The organism is Nocardia sp. NPDC049737 (assembly GCF_040674755.1).
GTDB lineage: Bacteria > Actinomycetota > Actinomycetes > Mycobacteriales > Mycobacteriaceae > Nocardia.
The window spans coordinates 105118-122823 of the sequence record NZ_JBFANH010000003.1; the positions used below are offsets into that span (position 1 = coordinate 105118).

Genomic DNA, 17706 nt, shown 5'->3' on the forward strand with positions numbered 1-17706 from the left:
AGTGTGGTCGAGGATCCCGAGATCGTCATCGGCGATATCGATCTGCTCGGTGAGGCCGAGCGGCTCAATGTGTCGCAGCGCTGGGTGTCGTCCGGATTCGACAGTCTGGCGCGCACGGAGGGCGCCGGGAGCGCCGCAAGACGACACAGCGCGGCGCGATTCAACGCACCCGGTACCACCCTGGTCGACCTGTTCGAGCAGGCGGTGGCCGCGCATCCGGACAATACGGCGGCCAAATTCGGCATCGAATCGCTGACCTACGCGGAGCTGGATCGGCGCGCGAATGTGTTGGCGCGCAGGCTGATCGCCGACGGCGCCGGCCCCGAGTCGCTGGTCGCGGTGATCCTGCCGCGCTCGCTGGATCTCGTGGTTGCGCTGCTCGCGGTGGTGAAGACCGGTGCGGGCTACGTGCCGGTCGATCCGACCTACCCGGCCGACCGCATCGCCTACGTACTCGCGGATTCGCGTCCGACCAGCGTGGTCCTCGATTCCACGGTCCAGGTGACGGTGCCCGCCGAGCTGCCGACCGTGGTGCTCGACGGGTTCGCGGTGGAGACCGGCAATGTCGAGGACGCCGACGACGCCCCGATCACCGACGCCGACCGGCTCGCGGCGCTGACGCCGGACAATGTCGCGTACGTGATCTACACCTCCGGCTCGACCGGACGCCCGAAGGGTGTGGCGGTCGCGCACCGGAATGTGGTGCGGCTGTTCGCCAATACCGATCGCGACTTCGGCTTCGGCCCCGGCGATGTGTGGACGCTGTTCCACTCCTACGCCTTCGACTTCTCGGTGTGGGAGCTGTGGGGTCCGCTGCTGTTCGGCGGCACCCTGGTGGTCGTCGACTACTACACCTCGCGCTCGCCCGAACAGTTCCTGGAACTGCTGCGGGTGGAACAGGTCACGGTGCTCAACCAGACGCCGTCCGCGTTCTACCAATTGGCCGAGGCGGATCGCAATGCCGCACCGGATGCCAACCCGCTGGCCTTGCGCTACGTGGTGTTCGGTGGTGAAGCCCTCGAACTGCGCAGGCTTTCGGATTGGGTTGCCCGACACGGCGACGGTGCCGGTGGGCGCTCCGCAGGCTCCGCGCCTGCCGCTCCGCTGCTGGTCAACATGTACGGCATCACCGAGACCACGGTGCACGTGTCCTACCGTGCGCTGGACGCCGCGACCATCGCGGCCGCCTCCGGCAGTGTGGTCGGTCGTGCCATCGCGGGTCTGCGCGTGTACGTCCTCGATAACCGGCTGCGGCCGGTTCCGGTCGGCGTCGCGGGCGAAATGTATGTCGCGGGACCGCAGTTGGCCCGTGGCTACCTCGGCCGCTCGGACCTGACCACCACCCGCTTCGTCGCGAACCCGCTCGCCGACGCGGAGGCCGCGGGCACGCGCCTGTACCGCTCCGGCGACCTCGCGCGCTGGAACCGCTTCGGCGAACTCGAATATCTCGGCCGCGCCGACGATCAGGTCAAGGTGCGCGGCTTCCGCATCGAACTCGGCGAGATCGAATCCGCCATTCTGGCCCAGCCGGGCATTGCCCAGGCCGCGGTCATCGTGCGCGAGGATCAGCCGGGCGATCAGCGGATCGTGGCCTATGTGGTCGCCGAACCCGAGGTGATCCCGGACCTCGATGTGGTGCGCAGTGGTGCGGCGCAACGACTTCCGTCCTATATGGTGCCCGCGGCACTGGTGCGGCTCGAGTGGATTCCGTTGACCGTCAACGGCAAGCTGGACCGTCGCGCGTTGCCCGCGCCCGCGGTGCAGGCCAAGGCCTTCCGTGCCCCGGTGACACCGGTCCAGGAAACCGTCGCCGCGGTCTTCGCCGATGTGCTCGACCTGCCGAGGGTCGGTGTCGACGACGACTTCTTCGATCTCGGCGGCAACTCGCTGATCGCGACCAGGGTGGTCGCCCGGATCGGCGCGGCGCTCGGCACCACCGTCCCGGTGCGTGCGCTGTTCGAGGCCTCCACCGTGGAAGCGCTCGCGGCCCGGGTGGAATCGCATGCCGATGGCGCCGCGCGCGCCCGGCTGGTCGCCCGCCCGCGCAAGGCCGACGAACTCGTGCCGCTGTCGTTCGCACAGCAGCGCATGTGGTTCCTGAACAAGTACGACACCACATCCGCGGCCTACAACCTCCCGGTCGCCATCCGGTTGACCGGTGCGCTCGATATCGAGGCGCTGCGACTGGCGGTGGCCGATGTGGTGCGCAGGCACGAATCGCTGCGCACCCGCTATCCGGAGCACGGCGGCACCCCGGTCCAGGTGATCGTGCCCGCCGACGCGATCGCGCTCGACCTGCAACCGGTTTCGGTCGATCCGGCCGAGCTGACCGCGGTGGTGACCGAATTCGTGACCGCCGGATTCGATGTGTCCGAACAGGCTCCCCTGCGGACCAGGCTCTTCTCCGCCGGTGCCGATGAGCATGTGTTCGTCGTCGTGGTGCACCACATCGCGGCCGACGGCTTCTCCATCGGCCCGCTGACCCGCGACGTGATGCTCGCCTACACCGCGCGCGCCCAGGACGCCGCGCCCGGCTGGGCGCCGCTGCCGGTGCAGTACGCGGACTTCGCCATCTGGCAGCGCGAGGTCCTCGGCAGCGAGGACGATCCGAATTCGCTGATGGCGCGTCAGGTGGCGCACTGGCAGCGCGCACTCGACGGCGTCCCGGACGAACTGCCGTTGCCCACCGACCGGCCGCGCCCCGCGATCGCCTCGCATCGCGGTGCGACCCTGCAAACCGAACTGCCCGCCGAACTCATCGCGGCGCTGGAAGATATCGCTCGCCGACGCGGTGCCTCGCTGTTCATGGTCATGCACAGCGCGCTCTCCGTGCTGCTGGCCCGGCTGTCGGGCACCGACGATATCGCCGTCGGCTCGCCGATCGCGGGACGCGGTGAGCAAGCACTCGACGACCTCGTCGGCATGTTCGTCAACACCCTCGTGCTGCGCGCCGGCATCGATCAGTCGGAGCCGTTCACGGCGCTGTTGGACCGGGTGCGCTCGACCGACCTGGATGCCTTCGGCAATGCCGACGTGCCGTTCGAACGGCTGGTGGAACTGCTCGCGCCGGAACGTTCGCAGGCGCGCAACCCGCTGTTCCAGGTGATGCTCGCATTCCAGAACCTGGAGCGCACCGCACTCGAATTACCGGGTCTTTCGGTGTCCGCACTGGACCTCGAAGAGAATGTGGCCCGCTTCGACCTGCAGTTCACGCTGTCGGAAACCGGTTCCGGCGGAATGACTTTGGCGCTCACCTACGCCACCGAGCTGTTCGACGTGTCGAGCGCCGAGCTGATCACGCAGCGTTGGCGGCGAGTGCTGGAGGCCATCGCCGCCGACCCGACCGCCCCGGTCGGTGTCATCGATGTGCTCGACGCGCAGGAGCGGGCCGAGCTGATCGCCCGCACCGGTGCGCCCGCGGTGCCCGCGCGCACCCTGCCCGAGCTGCTGGCCGAGGCCGCCGCGATGGATCCGAAGGCGACCGCGGTGGTGTTCCAGGGGACACGTGTGTCCTATGGCGACCTCGATGAGCGGTCGAACCGGTTGGCGCGCTTGCTCATTGCCGAGGGCATCGGTACCGAGGATCTGGTCGCCGTCGGCGTGCCGCGGTCCGCGGATTCGGTCTTCGCAGCCTGGGCGGTGTCGAAGGCGGGTGCGGCATTCGTGCCCGTCGACCCGAACTACCCGGCCGAGCGCATCGCCCACATGGTCACGGATTCCGGTTCCCCGGTCGGCCTGACGGTCGCGGCGGTTCGCGATGGCCTGCCGGATTCGGTGCGCTGGCTGGTGCTCGACGAGCTCGACCTGGACGGATTCGACGGCGGTCCGGTCACCGACGCCGACCGGGTCCGCCCGCTGCGGCCGGCGCATCCGGCCTACGTCATCTACACCTCGGGCTCCACCGGTGTGCCCAAGGGCGTGGTGGTCACCCATGCCGGACTCGCGAACTTCAGCGTCGAGCAGATCGTGCGCTACGACCTCGATTCCGGTTCGCGCGCACTGCATTTCGCCTCGCCGAGCTTCGACGCCTCGATCCTGGAGCTGCTGCTCGCGGTCGGCGCGGGCGGCGCGCTGGTGGTGACCCCGCCCGGCGTGTACGGCGGTGAGGAACTGTCCGAGCTGATCCGCACCGAGCGGGTCACCCACGCGTTCATCACACCCGCCGCGCTGGCCACCTTCGATCCGACCGGCCTGGACTCGCTGCGCGTACTGGTCGCCGGTGGCGAGGCGGTTCCGGCGGATCTGGTCGCGAAATGGGCGGTGCCGCTGGAGAACGGGTCCATCCGCAGCTTCCACAATGGTTACGGTCCGACCGAGACCACCATCATGACCAATATCAGCGAGCCGCTGGTGGCCGGTGACACGGTGGTGATCGGTGCGCCGATCCGCGGCATGCAGTCGTTGATCCTGGACGCCCAGCTCCGGCCGGTGCCGGTGGGTGTCGCGGGTGAGCTGTATCTGTCGGGCATCCAGTTGGCGCGCGGTTATCACGCCCGCGCCGGGCTGAGCGCCGAACGCTTCGTGGCCAACCCGTATGTCGCGGGTGCGCGCATGTACCGAACCGGTGACGTGGTCCGCTGGACGCGCACCGGTGAGGTCGAATATGTGGGCCGCTCCGACTTCCAGGTCAAGGTGCGCGGCTTCCGCATCGAACTCGGTGAGATCGACGCGGCGCTGGCCTCGCACCAGAGCGTCGATTTCGCGGTCACCGTCGGCCACAAGGGTGCCGCGGGCGCGACCTCGCTCGTGTCGTATGTGGTTGCGGTACCGGGTCATTCGATCGATGTCGCCGAGCTGACCGCGCACGTCGAGGAACGCCTGCCCGCGTACATGGTGCCGTCCTCGGTGATGGTGATCGACCATATTCCGCTGACCCCGGTCGGCAAGCTGGACCGTAAGGCGCTGCCGGAGCCGGTCTTCGCGACCGAGGTGGTCTTCCGCGCACCGCGTACGCCGATCGAGCACACCATTGCGGAGGTCTTCGCCGAGGTGCTCGGTGTCGAGCGTGTCGGTGTCGACGATTCGTTCTTCGCACTCGGCGGCGACAGCATCGTGTCCATCCAGCTGGTTTCGCGGGCCAAGGCGCGCGGTGTGGTCTTCACCCCGCGGAATGTCTTCGAGCAGCGCACCGTGGCCGGACTCGCCGCGGTCGCCGAGACCGCCGACAGCACCGAAACCGCCGTCGAGGCGCTGGCCGAGCTGCCCGGTGGCGGCATCGGCACCATGCCGCTGACTCCGGTGGTCCGGTTCATGGCGCAGCGGCAGGGTTCGTTCGGCCGGTTCAACCAGACCATGGCACTCGAATTGCCGGTCGGTATCGATCGCGCTGGCATCGCGAAAACCGCTGCCGCCGTGGTCGACCGCCACGACATGCTGCGGGCGCGGCTGTACCGCGAGGATGACGACTGGATCCTCGAGACCGCCGAGCCGGGCACCATCGATGTGGACGCGCTGATCGATCACACCGAATTCGATGCGAATATCGACGATGCCGGACTGTTCGAAATCGCTTCCGCCGCATTGGATACCGCGCTGGATCGACTCGATCCGGCTGCGGGCGTGGTGATTCGGTTCGTCTGGCTGGACCCCTCGGACGGCAGCCGCGGCGGCCGCCTCATCGTGGCCGCCCATCACCTCGTGGTGGACGGTGTTTCCTGGCGCATCCTGGTGCCGGACTTCGTCGCCGCGTGGGGTCAACTCACCGCGGGTCAGGAGCCGCAGCTCGTCGCGCCCGCGACCTCGATGCGCGCCTGGGCGGACGCGCTGCGTCGCGAGGCCGAAAGCGCGGGGCGGGTGGCCGAACTCGACTACTGGCGTTCGGTGGTCGCTACGGCGGATCCGCTGCTGACCGAGCGTGCGCTGGATCCGACCGTGGATACCTCGGGTGCCATCGAAAAACTGCAGGTCGAGGTGTCCGCCGAGGTCACCAAGGCGCTGCTGACCACCGTGCCCGCGCTGTTCCACGGCGGCGTCAACGACGGTCTGCTCACCGCGCTCGCTCTGGCGACCGCGAAGTGGCGCGCGGGTCGCAGCACCGCCCGCACCGACGATGCGTTGCTGATCCGCCTGGAGGGCCACGGCCGCGAAGAGGGCATCGTGCCCGGCGCGGATCTCTCGCGCACCGTCGGCTGGTTCACCGCGATCTTCCCGGTCCGCTTCGATCTGTCCGGCATCGATATCGATGCCGCGCTGGCCGGTGGTCCGGCGCTCGGCAAGGCCGTCAAGGCGGTCAAGGAGCAGTTGCTCGCGGTGCCGGACAAGGGCATCGGCTACGGCCTGCTGCGCTACATGAACGAGGCAACCGCCTCGGAACTGCCCGTCGAACAGCCGGGCCAGGTGAGCTTCAACTACCTGGGCCGCGTCTCCGAGGGCGATGTGCCCGAGGCGCTGCGCGGCTTCGGCTGGATCCCGGCCGCCGAACTCGGTGCGCTCGGTGGCGCCTACGACGCGGATATGCCCGCGATGGCGCCGCTGGATATCAATGCCATCGTGGTCGGCGACAAGCTGACCGCCAATATCGGCTACCCGAGCACCCTGCTCGATGCCGCGCAGGTCCGCGAATTCGGCGAACTGTGGACCACCGCACTGGAAGCGGTTGCCCGGCACGCCAATTCGAATGGCGCGGGCGGGCACACCCCGTCCGACTTCACCCTGGTGCGCTCGGCGCGGGGCGGCGCGGGGCGGGAACTGACACAGCGCGATATCGACAACTGGGAGCAGCGCTACCCGGCACTGGCCGATATCTGGCCGCTGTCCGCACTGCAGGCCGGTCTGCTGTTCCACGCGCGCCTGGCCGCCACCTCGGTGGACGTCTACACCGCGCAGGCCGTACTGACGCTCACCGGCCGGGTGGATCCGATCCGATTGCGTTCGGCCGCACAGGCTCTGGTGGATCGCTACGAGAACCTGCGCACCGCATTCGTCACCGATAACGACGGCAACCCGGTGCAGGTCGTCCTCGACAGCGTCCGCGTCGCCTGGGCCGAGCACGACCGGACCGAATCCGGTGACGCCGCCGATCTCATCGCCGCCGACCGCATGCAGCGCTTCGATCTGACCGAGCCGCCGCTGATCCGCTTCACGCTGATCCAAACCGCCCGGGCGGGAGCGGCAGCCCGCGTAACCACGGAGGGACCCGCGGCTGCCCCATCGGATACCGACAGTTGGCAGTTCGTGGTCTCCAACCACCACATCCTGCTCGACGGCTGGTCCATGCCGCTGCTCATGCGGGATCTGCTGGTGCTCTACGCGGCGCACGCCGATGCCAATGTGCTGCCCGCGGTGCGCTCCTACCGGCACTTCCTGGAATGGACCGGGCAGCAGGATCATGCGGCCTCGGTGGCCGCGTGGACCACCGCGCTGCGCGGTGTCAGCGAACCGACGCTGCTGTCGCGTCCGGACGCGAGCCGCGAGATCACCGCGCTGTCCGGCGAATACTTCTTCGAGATGGACGAGCAGGCGACCGCGCGACTCACCGCACTCGCCGCTTCGCTCGGCGTTACGCCGAATACCGTGCTGCAGGTCGCCTGGGGCATTCTGATCGGCCGGATGACCAGCCGTGATGATGTGCTGTTCGGCACCACGGTGTCCGGCCGTCCGGCACAGCTGTCCGGCGTCGAATCGATGGTCGGTCTGTTCATCAATACCGTTCCGGTGCGGGTGCGCTTCGATCCGTCGGAATCGGTGGAGCAGTTGCTCACCCGGACCCAGGGCGAGCAGGCGGATCTGCTCGATCACCACTACGTCGGCTTGGCCGATATCCAGTCCGCCGCCGGAATCGGCGGTCTGTTCGACACGCTGGTGGTCTTCGAGTCCTACCCGGTGGATGCCGAGGGCATACGGGCGCAGGCCGCCGATATCGACGGCATGGCTGTGGTCGATATGCAGGCCGCCGACGCCACGCATTATCCGCTGACCCTGATCGCGCAGCTGGACTCCCAGCTGCGGGTTCGCGCGGGCTACCTGCGCGACCTTTTCGATGAGCAGACAGTGCGTCGCATCGCCGATCGCCTGGTGCGGGTGCTCACCGCGATCACCACCGAACCCGCTGCAGCGGTGGGCGATATCGAACTGCTCGATACCGCCGAGCGCGAACTCGTGGTGTCGGGTTGGAACGACACCGCACACGAGGTGGACGCTGTGCTGTCGGCTCGCTCCGCAGGCTCCGCTCACGGGGCCACGCTGGTCTCGATGTTCGAGGCCCAGCTCGCCGCGACTCCGGACGCGACCGCGCTGACGTTCGAGGGGACAAGTCTGACCTATGCCGAGTTCGGCGCCCGGGTCTACGGCTTGGCGCGCTGGCTCATCGAACGCGGTGTCGGCCCGGAATCGTATGTGGCCCTCGGTATGCGGCGCTCGATCGATCTGGTGGTCGGCATGTACGCGGTGGCCGTGGCCGGTGGCGCGTATGTGCCGCTGGATCCGGATCATCCGGCCGAGCGCACGGAATACATTCTCGCCACCGCCGATCCGGTCTGCGTGCTGACTTCCGGTGACGATCTGAAGATCGATACCGCCCAGGTGCGCATAGATCTGCTCGACCTGTTCGGGTTGTCGGACGAGCCGGTGACCGAGGCGGAACGGCGTGCGCCGCTGCGCCCGTCGAATACCGCGTACGTGATCTTCACCTCGGGTTCGACCGGACGTCCGAAGGGTGTGGCGGTCAGCCATGCCGCGATCGTGAACCGTCTGGTGTGGATGCAGTCGGCCTACGGGCTGACCAGCACCGATGCCGTCCTGCAGAAGACGCCCGCCACCTTCGACGTTTCGGTGTGGGAGTTCTTCTGGCCGTTGCATATCGGTGCGCGGCTGGTCATCGCGAAGCCGGACGGGCACCGCGATCCGGCCTACCTCGCCGAGATCGTTACCGCGGAGCGGGTCACCGTGACCCACTTCGTGCCGTCCATGCTGTCGGTCTTCGTGGCCGATGCGGCCGCGGCACGGTGTGATTCGCTGCGACTGGTTTTCGCCTCCGGTGAGGCGCTGCCGCCCAAGCCCGCGCATCGCCTGCGCGAGCTCACCGGTGCGGCGCTGCACAACCTGTACGGTCCGACCGAGGCTGCCGTCGACGTCACCTTCCACGAGGTGGTCGCGACCGATACCGACACCGTGCCGATCGGTGCGCCGGTCTTCAATACCCAGGTCTACGTGCTGGATTCGCGACTGCGGCCGGTTCCGGTCGGTGTCGCGGGTGAGCTGTATCTGGCGGGCACCCAGTTGGCCCGCGGCTATGTCGCGCGCCCGGACCTGACCAGTGATCGGTTCGTCGCGAACCCGTTCGCCGCCGACGGCGCGCGCATGTACCGCACCGGCGACCTGGTGGCCTGGACGGCCGACGGCGAGCTGGACTACCTGGGCCGCACCGACTTCCAGGTGAAGCTGCGCGGTCTGCGCATCGAACTCGGCGAGATCGAGCAGGCGCTCACCGCGCTGGACGAGATCGCCCAGGCCGTCGTCGTGGTGCGCAGTGATCAGCACACCGGCGACCAGCTCGTCGCGTATGTCATCGCGACGCCGAACCTGCGGCTCGATATCGAGACGGTGCGCGAGGACCTGGCACGGCAGTTGCCCGCGTACATGGTCCCGTCGGTGGTCATCGTGCTCGACGCCTTCCCGCTCAACGCCTCCGGCAAGCTGGATCGCAAGGCACTGCCCGCACCGGTGTTCGAGGCCGCGGTATTCCGCGCGCCGACCACGCCGGTCGAGGAGATCATCGCGGCCACCTACGCCGATGTGCTCGGCCTGGAACGCGTCGGCCTCGACGACGACTTCTTCGCACTCGGCGGCAACTCGCTGAGCGCCACCCAGGTCGCCGCCCGGCTCTCGGCCGCATTGGATACCGATCTCGGTGTCCGTGAACTGTTCGAGGCCTCCACGGTGGCCGCGCTCGCGGCCCGCGCGGAGTCCCGGGCCGGTGCCGGTGGGCGCACGGCCCTGGTGCCGCAGCAGCGCCCCGAGCGGGTGCCGCTGTCGCTGGCCCAGCAGCGCATGTGGTTCCTCAACCGCTTCGATCCGGAATCGGCCGTGGACAATATCCCGGCCGCGGTGCGGCTGTCGGGTCTGCTCGACCGGCAGGCACTGCAGATCGCGGTGGCCGATGTGCTGGCCCGCCACGAATCGCTGCGCACCTACTACCCGGAATACGACGGCACCGCCTACCAGCAGACCGTCTCCACCGCCCGGGTGATCCCGGATCTGACGCCGATCGATGTGACCGAGGCCGAACTGCCGCAGCGCGTTGCGGAGGTCATCCTGACCGGCTTCGATGTCACCGTCGAAGTCCCGTTCCGGGCCAAGCTGTTCGAGATCAGCCCGACCGAACATGTGCTCGCCCTGGTGGTGCACCACATTTCGGCCGACGGCTTCTCTATGGGCCCGCTCACCCGCGACGTGATGACGGCCTACGCCGCCCGCGTCGAGGGCGGCGAGCCCTCGTGGCGTCCGCTCGAGGTGCAGTACGCCGACTTCGCGCTGTGGCAGCGCGCGGTGCTCGGCGCCGAATCCGATCCGGAATCGGTGATCTCGGCGCAGATCGAGTTCTGGTCCAGGACTCTGCGCGGGCTGCCCGAACAGCTCGACCTGCCCGCCGACCGGCCGCGTCCGGCGGTGGCATCGGGCCGCGGTGCCACGCACGTGTTCGAGATCGATGCCGAAACCCATGGCAAGCTCACCGAACTCGCGCGCACCAGGGGTACGACACTGTTCATGGTCGCGCACACCGCGCTGGCCGTGCTGCTGTCGCGGATGTCCGGTGAGGAAGACATCGCCATCGGTACGCCGATCGCCGGACGTGGTGAGCGCGCGCTCGATGATCTGATCGGCATGTTCGTCAACACCCTGGTGCTGCGGACACCGATCGACGGCGAGGCCACCTTCACCGAGTTGCTGCGCACCGTGCGCGCCATCGATATCGGCGCGTTCGGACATGCCGACCTGCCGTTCGAGCGGTTGGTGGAGATCCTGAACCCGGTCCGCTCGCAGGCGCGCCATCCGCTGTTCCAGGTGATGCTGTCGTTCCAGAACACCGGCCAGAACAGCCTGGAACTGCCCGGACTCACGGTCAGCGGTGTCGAGCTGCCGATCGATGTGGCCAAATTCGATCTGCAGCTGGTGCTTTCGGAGCAGACCACGACCCCGATCAGCACCTCGAACGGTGCCGGTGCCACCACGGTCGCTCCGTCGGGTATCGCGGCCGAATTGATCTACGCCACCGACCTTTTCGACGCGAACACCATGGCGGCGTTCGGGCAGCGGTTCAACCGGCTGCTGCAAGCCGTCGCGGCCGAACCGGATCGGGCCATCGGCGATATCGATCTGCTCGATGCATCCGAAGCCGAACTGGCACTGCGTGGTTGGAACGACACCGAGCGCGACCTCGGTACGGTCGGCACGCTGGTCGACGAATTCGCCAGGCAGGCCGCTGCGACGCCGGATGCGGTCGCGATCGCGGATCCGGCGACGGGTGATTCGCTCACGTATGCCGAATTCGGTGCTCGTGTGCACCGGTTGGCGCGTCGCCTCATCGCGGATGGGGTCGGCCCGGAGAGCCTGGTGGCCCTCGGTCTTCGGCGTTCCGTCGACCTCGTGGTCGCGGCGTACGCCGTGCAGGAGGCCGGTGGTGGTTATGTGCCGCTCGACCTCGATCAGCCCGCGGAACGAATCGGCTACGTGCTCGATTCCGCCGCGCCGGTGTGTGTACTGACCACCTCGCGTGACGACTTCGACGGCACCGGCCTGCCCACACTCGTCATCGATGACCTGGATCTGTCCGAGTACTCGGACCAGCCGGTCACCGATGCGGAGCGGAATGCGCCGTTGCGGCCGAGCAACCCGGCGTACGTCATCTTCACCTCGGGTTCGACCGGTCGGCCGAAGGGTGTGGCCGTGCCGCACGCTGCCGTCGTCAACCAGATCCGTTGGATCACCGGTGAATACGGCATCAGTGCCGATGACGTCGTGCTGTTCAAGACCCCTGCCACCTTCGACGTGTCGGTGTGGGAACTGTTCGGCCCGTTGAGCACCGGTGGCCGAATCGTGGTGGCCGGCCCGGACGGCCATCGTGATCCGCAGTACCTGGCCGACGTGATCGCGGCCGAACGGGTCACCATGACCTCGTTCGTGCCCTCGATGCTGAGCGTCTTCGCGAGCAGTGTCGACGCGGCCGTCGGCAGTGCGGCCCTGGCATCGCTGCGCGCACTCCTCATCGCCGGTGAGGCATTCACCGCCGATGCCGCGACTGCCATTCGCCGGGTCAGCTCGGCCGAGCTCTACAACCTGTACGGCCCGACCGAATTCACCGTGCACGCGACCCACGGCCCGGTGGCCGAGAAGGTCGAAGGCGCGGTGCCGATCGGCCTGCCGGTGTGGAATTCGCAGGCGTACGTCCTGGATTCGCGCCTGCACCCGGTAGCGCCGGGTGTCGCGGGTGAGTTGTATCTGGCCGGTGCGCAGCTGGCGCGCGGCTACTTCGGCCGCACGGATCTCACCGCGGACCGCTTCGTGGCCAACCCGTTCGGCGCACCGGGCGCTCGCATGTACCGCACCGGCGACCTGGTCACCCGCAATGCCGACGGTGCGATCGAATACCTCGGCCGCACCGACTTCCAGGTGAAGCTGCGCGGTCTGCGTATCGAGCTCGGCGAGATCGAAACCGCGCTCACCGCACACGATTCGGTGGCGCAGGCGGTCGCGCTGGTGCGTTCGGATGCCAGGACCGGCGATCAGCTGGTCGGCTACGTGGTACCCGCGAACGGCGCCGCCGTCGACATCGACGCGCTGCGCAGGCACCTGACCGCGCAACTGCCGTCCTACATGGTTCCGGCGGCGCTCATGGTGCTCGACGCCATGCCGCTGAACCCCAACGGCAAGCTCGACCGCCGTGCACTGCCCGAACCCGCCTTCGAGGCCAAGGAATTCCGCGCACCGTCGACCCCGATCGAAGAGATCGTGGCCGACACCTTCGCCGAGGTACTCGGTCTGTCGACCGCGGACGGCGCGCGTCCGGTCGGTCTCGACGACGACTTCTTCGACCTCGGCGGCAACTCGCTGATCGCCACCCAGGTGGTGGCCCGCCTCGGCGCCGCACTCGACACCCGCATTCCGGTGCGGCTGCTGTTCGAGGCGCCGAATGTGGCCGCGCTCGCCGCGCGGATGGAGGGTCAGCAGGGCACCGGCGGACGTCGGGAACTGACGGCCGGACCACGGCCGGAACAGATTCCGCTCTCGCTGGCTCAGCAGCGGATGTGGTTCCTCAACCGCTTCGACAACCAGACCGCCGTCAACAACATCCCGCTGGCGGTGCGGCTCACCGGCGCACTCGACACCGATGCGCTGCGCATGGCCGTCGCCGATGTGATGGACCGGCACGAGGTGCTGCGCACCGTCTACCCGGAGACCGCCAACGGTCAGGGTGTACAGGTCGTGCTGCCCACCGGTCAGGTCCACCTCGACCTGACGCCGGTCGTGGTGTCGGAGGCCGATATTCGTGATCGCATCAGCGAGTCGGTGCTGACCGGCTTCGACGTCACTGCCGCGGTTCCGGTGCGCGCCAAGCTGTTCCGGCTCGAGGCGCCAGCGGGAGCGGAGCCTGCGCAGCGACCAGAAAATGCGGGAGCGGAGCCTGCGCAGCGACCAGGAAATGCGGGAGCGGAGCCTGCGCAGCGACCAGAAAGTACAGACGGCTCGTCGACTGAAACCCACGTGCTGGTCTTCGTGGTGCACCACATCTCCGGTGACGGCTGGTCGGCGCGTCCGCTGGCCCGCGATGTGATGGTCGCCTACGCGGCCCGCAGCCGTGGCGAATCGCCCGCCTGGGCGCCGCTGCCGGTGCAGTACGCCGACTTCGCGCTCTGGCAGCGCGACACCCTCGGCTCCGAGGACGATCCGGAATCGCTGATCGCCCAGCAGGTCGCGTACTGGTCGCGGAATCTGGCCGGACTGCCCGATCAGCTGGATCTGCCCTCGGATCGTTCGCGTCCGGCCGTAGCGTCCAACCGCGGCGATGTCTACGAATTCGGCATCGACGCGCAGTTGCTGACCGAGCTCAACGCACTGGCCCGCGCGAACGGCGCGAGCTTGTTCATGGTGGTGCACGCGGCCTTCGCGGCACTGCTCGCGCGCCTGTCCGGCAGCGACGATATCGCCATCGGCACTGCGGTCGCGGGGCGCGGCGAGGCCGTGCTCGACGATGCGATCGGCATGTTCGTCAATACGCTCGTGCTGCGCACGCCGATCGATTCCGGTGCGTCCTTCGCCGACTTGGTCGCGCGGGCACGGGAAGCCGATCTGGCTGCCTTCGGCCACGCCGACCTGCCGTTCGAGCGCCTGGTCGACATCCTCAACCCGGCCCGTTCGCAGGCGCGGCATCCGCTGTTCCAGGTGATGCTGTCGTTCCAGAACACCGGTGAGGCATCGTTCGCGCTGCCCGGTCTCGAAGTGGCCGGTGTGCCGCTCGACGTGGTGACCGCGAAGTTCGATTTGCACCTGAACCTCGCCGACCGGCTCGACGCGGCCGGGAATGCGGATGGCATGACCGCCGAATTCGCCTACGCCACCGATATGTTCGACGCGAAGACGATCGCCGGTGTCGCCCAGCGCCTCGTCCGCCTGCTGCATGCGGTGGTCGCGGATCCGGCCGTCGCGGTCGGTGATGTCGATCTGCTCGATGCCACTGAACGCGCCAAGGTGCTCGAAAAGTGGAACGAGACGGCCTATGTCGTCGATGCCCAGGCCACCCTGGTCTCGATGTTCGAGGAGCAGGCGGCGCGGAGCCCGAAGTCGATCGCGCTGAGCTTCGATGGGACCACCATCTCCTACGGCGAATTCACCGCGCGGGTGAATCGCCTTGCCCGGTACCTGGTTTCGCTGGGTGTCGGACCCGATTCGATGGTCGCGCTCGGCATGCGCCGATCCTTCGAGCTGGTGATCGGCATGTACGCGGTGAGCGTGGCAGGCGGCGCGTATGTGCCGCTGGATCCCGATCATCCAGTCGACCGCACCCGGTATGTGCTCGACACCGCGCAGCCGGTCTGCGTGCTGACCACCGCCGCCGACGAGTTCGACGCGGGCTCGACGCCGACGCTCGAGATCGAGGCGCTGGATCTCTCGGCATACTCCGACGAACCGCTGATCGATGCCGAACGCCTTGCGCCGCTGCGGCCTTCGAATACCGCGTACGTGATCTTCACCTCGGGTTCGACCGGTCGTCCGAAGGGTGTGGCGGTCAGCCATGCCGCGATCGTCAACCGTCTGGTCTGGATGCAGGCCGAATACGGGCTGGATCGCGGCGATGTGGTGCTGCAGAAGACGCCGGCGACCTTCGATGTGTCGGTATGGGAATTCTGGTGGCCGCTGCAGGTCGGCGCGCGCCTGGTCATCGCGAAGCCGGACGGCCATCGCGATCCGGCCTACCTGGTCCAGACCATCGCGCAGGAGCAGGTCACCACGGTGCACTTCGTGCCGTCCATGCTGTCGGTCTTCGTGGCCGACGATCGGGCGGGCGAATGCTTCGACCTGCGCAATGTATTCGCCTCCGGTGAGGCGCTGCCGGCGGTGACCGCACAGCGGTTGCGCGAGCTGACCGGTGTCTGGCTGCACAACCTGTACGGCCCGACCGAGGCCGCCGTCGACGTCACCTATCACGAGGTGACCGATGCCGATACGGTCTCGGTCCCGATCGGTGCGCCGGTATTCAACACCCAGGTGTACGTGCTGGATTCGCGGCTGCACCCGGTTCCGGTCGGCGTCGCGGGTGAGCTGTACCTCGCGGGCACCCAGTTGGCGCGCGGCTATGTGGCCCGTCCGGATCTGACCGCGGATCGCTTCGTGGCCAACCCGTTCGGCACCGGCGAGCGCATGTACCGCACCGGTGACCTCGTCACCTGGACGGCCAACGGTGAGCTGGAGTACCTGGGCCGCACCGACTTCCAGGTGAAGCTGCGCGGTCTGCGCATCGAACTTGGCGAGATCGAGTCGGCGCTCACCGCGCTGGAACCGATCGCGCAGGCCGCCGTTGTGGTCCGCTCCGACGACCGCCTCGGCGATCAGTTGGTCGGGTATGTGATCGCGGCGGCGGATCGTGCGATCGACATCGACCAGGTGCGCGCCGAACTCGCGGGCGAGCTGCCCGCGTACATGGTGCCGACGGCCTTCGTCGTACTGGATGCGTTCCCGCTCAATGCTTCCGGCAAGCTGGATCGCAAGGCACTGCCCGCACCGGTATTCGAGGCGAAGGTGTTCCGCGCACCGTCGACTCCGATCGAGGAGATTGTGGCGGGCGTGTTCAGCGACGTGCTCGGTGTCGCGCGCGTCGGTTTGGACGACGACTTCTTCGAACTCGGCGGCAACTCGCTGCTGGCCACCCAGGTGACCGCGCGCATCGGCGCGGCACTGGATACCCAGCTCGCGGTCCGCGATCTGTTCGAGGCGTCGACCGTCGCGGCGCTGGCGGCCAAGGCCGAACACAATGCCGGATCCGGCCGCAGCCGGCCGCGACTGGTCGCGGGGGAGCGCCCGGCCCGAGTGCCGCTCTCACCCGCGCAGCAGCGGTACTGGTTCCTCAACCAGTTCGATACCACCACCTCGGCCGTGGACAATATCCCGCTCGCCGTGCGGTTGTCCGGTGCGCTGGATGTGGCGGCGCTGGAGCTGGCGCTCGGCGATGTGTTCGCCAGGCACGAGGTGCTGCGGACCACCTACCCGAGTTCGGCCAGTGGCCCGCACCAGGTGATCCTGCCCGCCGATCAGGCCGTGCCGGAGCTGACCGTCACCGATATCTCGGAATCGGACCTGGTCGCCGCGGTGATCGAATTCGCGCTCACCACCTTCGATGTCACCGTGCAGGTGCCGCTGAAGGTCGGGCTGTTCCGGCTCGCCGAACAGGAGCACGTGCTGGCGTTCACGGTGCACCATGTCGCGGCCGACGGTTCGTCGATGGGTCCGCTGGCTCGCGATGTCATGGCAGCGTATGTGGCACGGGCCCAGGGTGAGATCCCGCAGTGGCAGCCGCTGCCGGTGCAGTACGCCGACTACGCGCTGTGGCAGCGTGCGGTGCTCGGCTCCGAGGAGGATCCGGAATCGCTTGCGGCACAGCAGGTCGCCTACTGGCAATCCGCGCTCGCGGGTATGCCCGATCAGCTGGAACTGCCCGCCGACCGGCCGCGCCCGCGCGCGCAGTCGTTCCAGGGCAAGGCGATTCGCTTCGAGATCGAACCGGACAAGCACGCCAAGCTGCACGAGCTGGCGCGGGCAAATCACGCCTCACTGTTCATGGTTGTGCACGCGGCGCTGGCCGTATTGCTTTCGCGCCTGTCGGGTACCGACGACATCGCGGTCGGCACCCCGATCGCGGGTCGCGGTGAACGCGAACTCGACGATCTGATCGGTATGTTCGTCAACACCTTGGTGTTCCGGACGATCATCGAGCCCGGTGATACCTTCGCCGACCTGCTCGCCGACGTGCGCGAGCGGGACCTGGAGGCATTCGCCAACGCCGATGTGCCGTTCGAGCGGCTGGTCGAGGTGCTCAACCCGGAGCGTTCGACGGCGCGCAATCCGCTGTTCCAGATCGGACTTTCGTTCCAGAACCTGGCCGAGACCACCTTCACGCTGCCCGGCCTGTCGGTGAGCGCGGTGAACTTCGATTCGCAGCTGGCCAAGACCGATCTGCACGTCACGCTGTATGACCGCTACGCCGAGGACGGTACGCCC

The 17706-nt window shown here is 68.1% G+C and carries 1 protein-coding gene (only partly in view); it reads left to right on the forward strand.

The whole window is internal to a non-ribosomal peptide synthase/polyketide synthase gene (locus AB0J47_RS05420; RefSeq protein ID WP_364341347.1) on the forward strand: the coding sequence, 44112 nt in all, runs 14358 nt past the left edge and 12048 nt past the right edge, and what appears here is coding positions 14359-32064 — codons 4787 (complete) to 10688 (complete); the first complete codon in view begins at position 1. Both the start codon and the stop codon lie outside the window.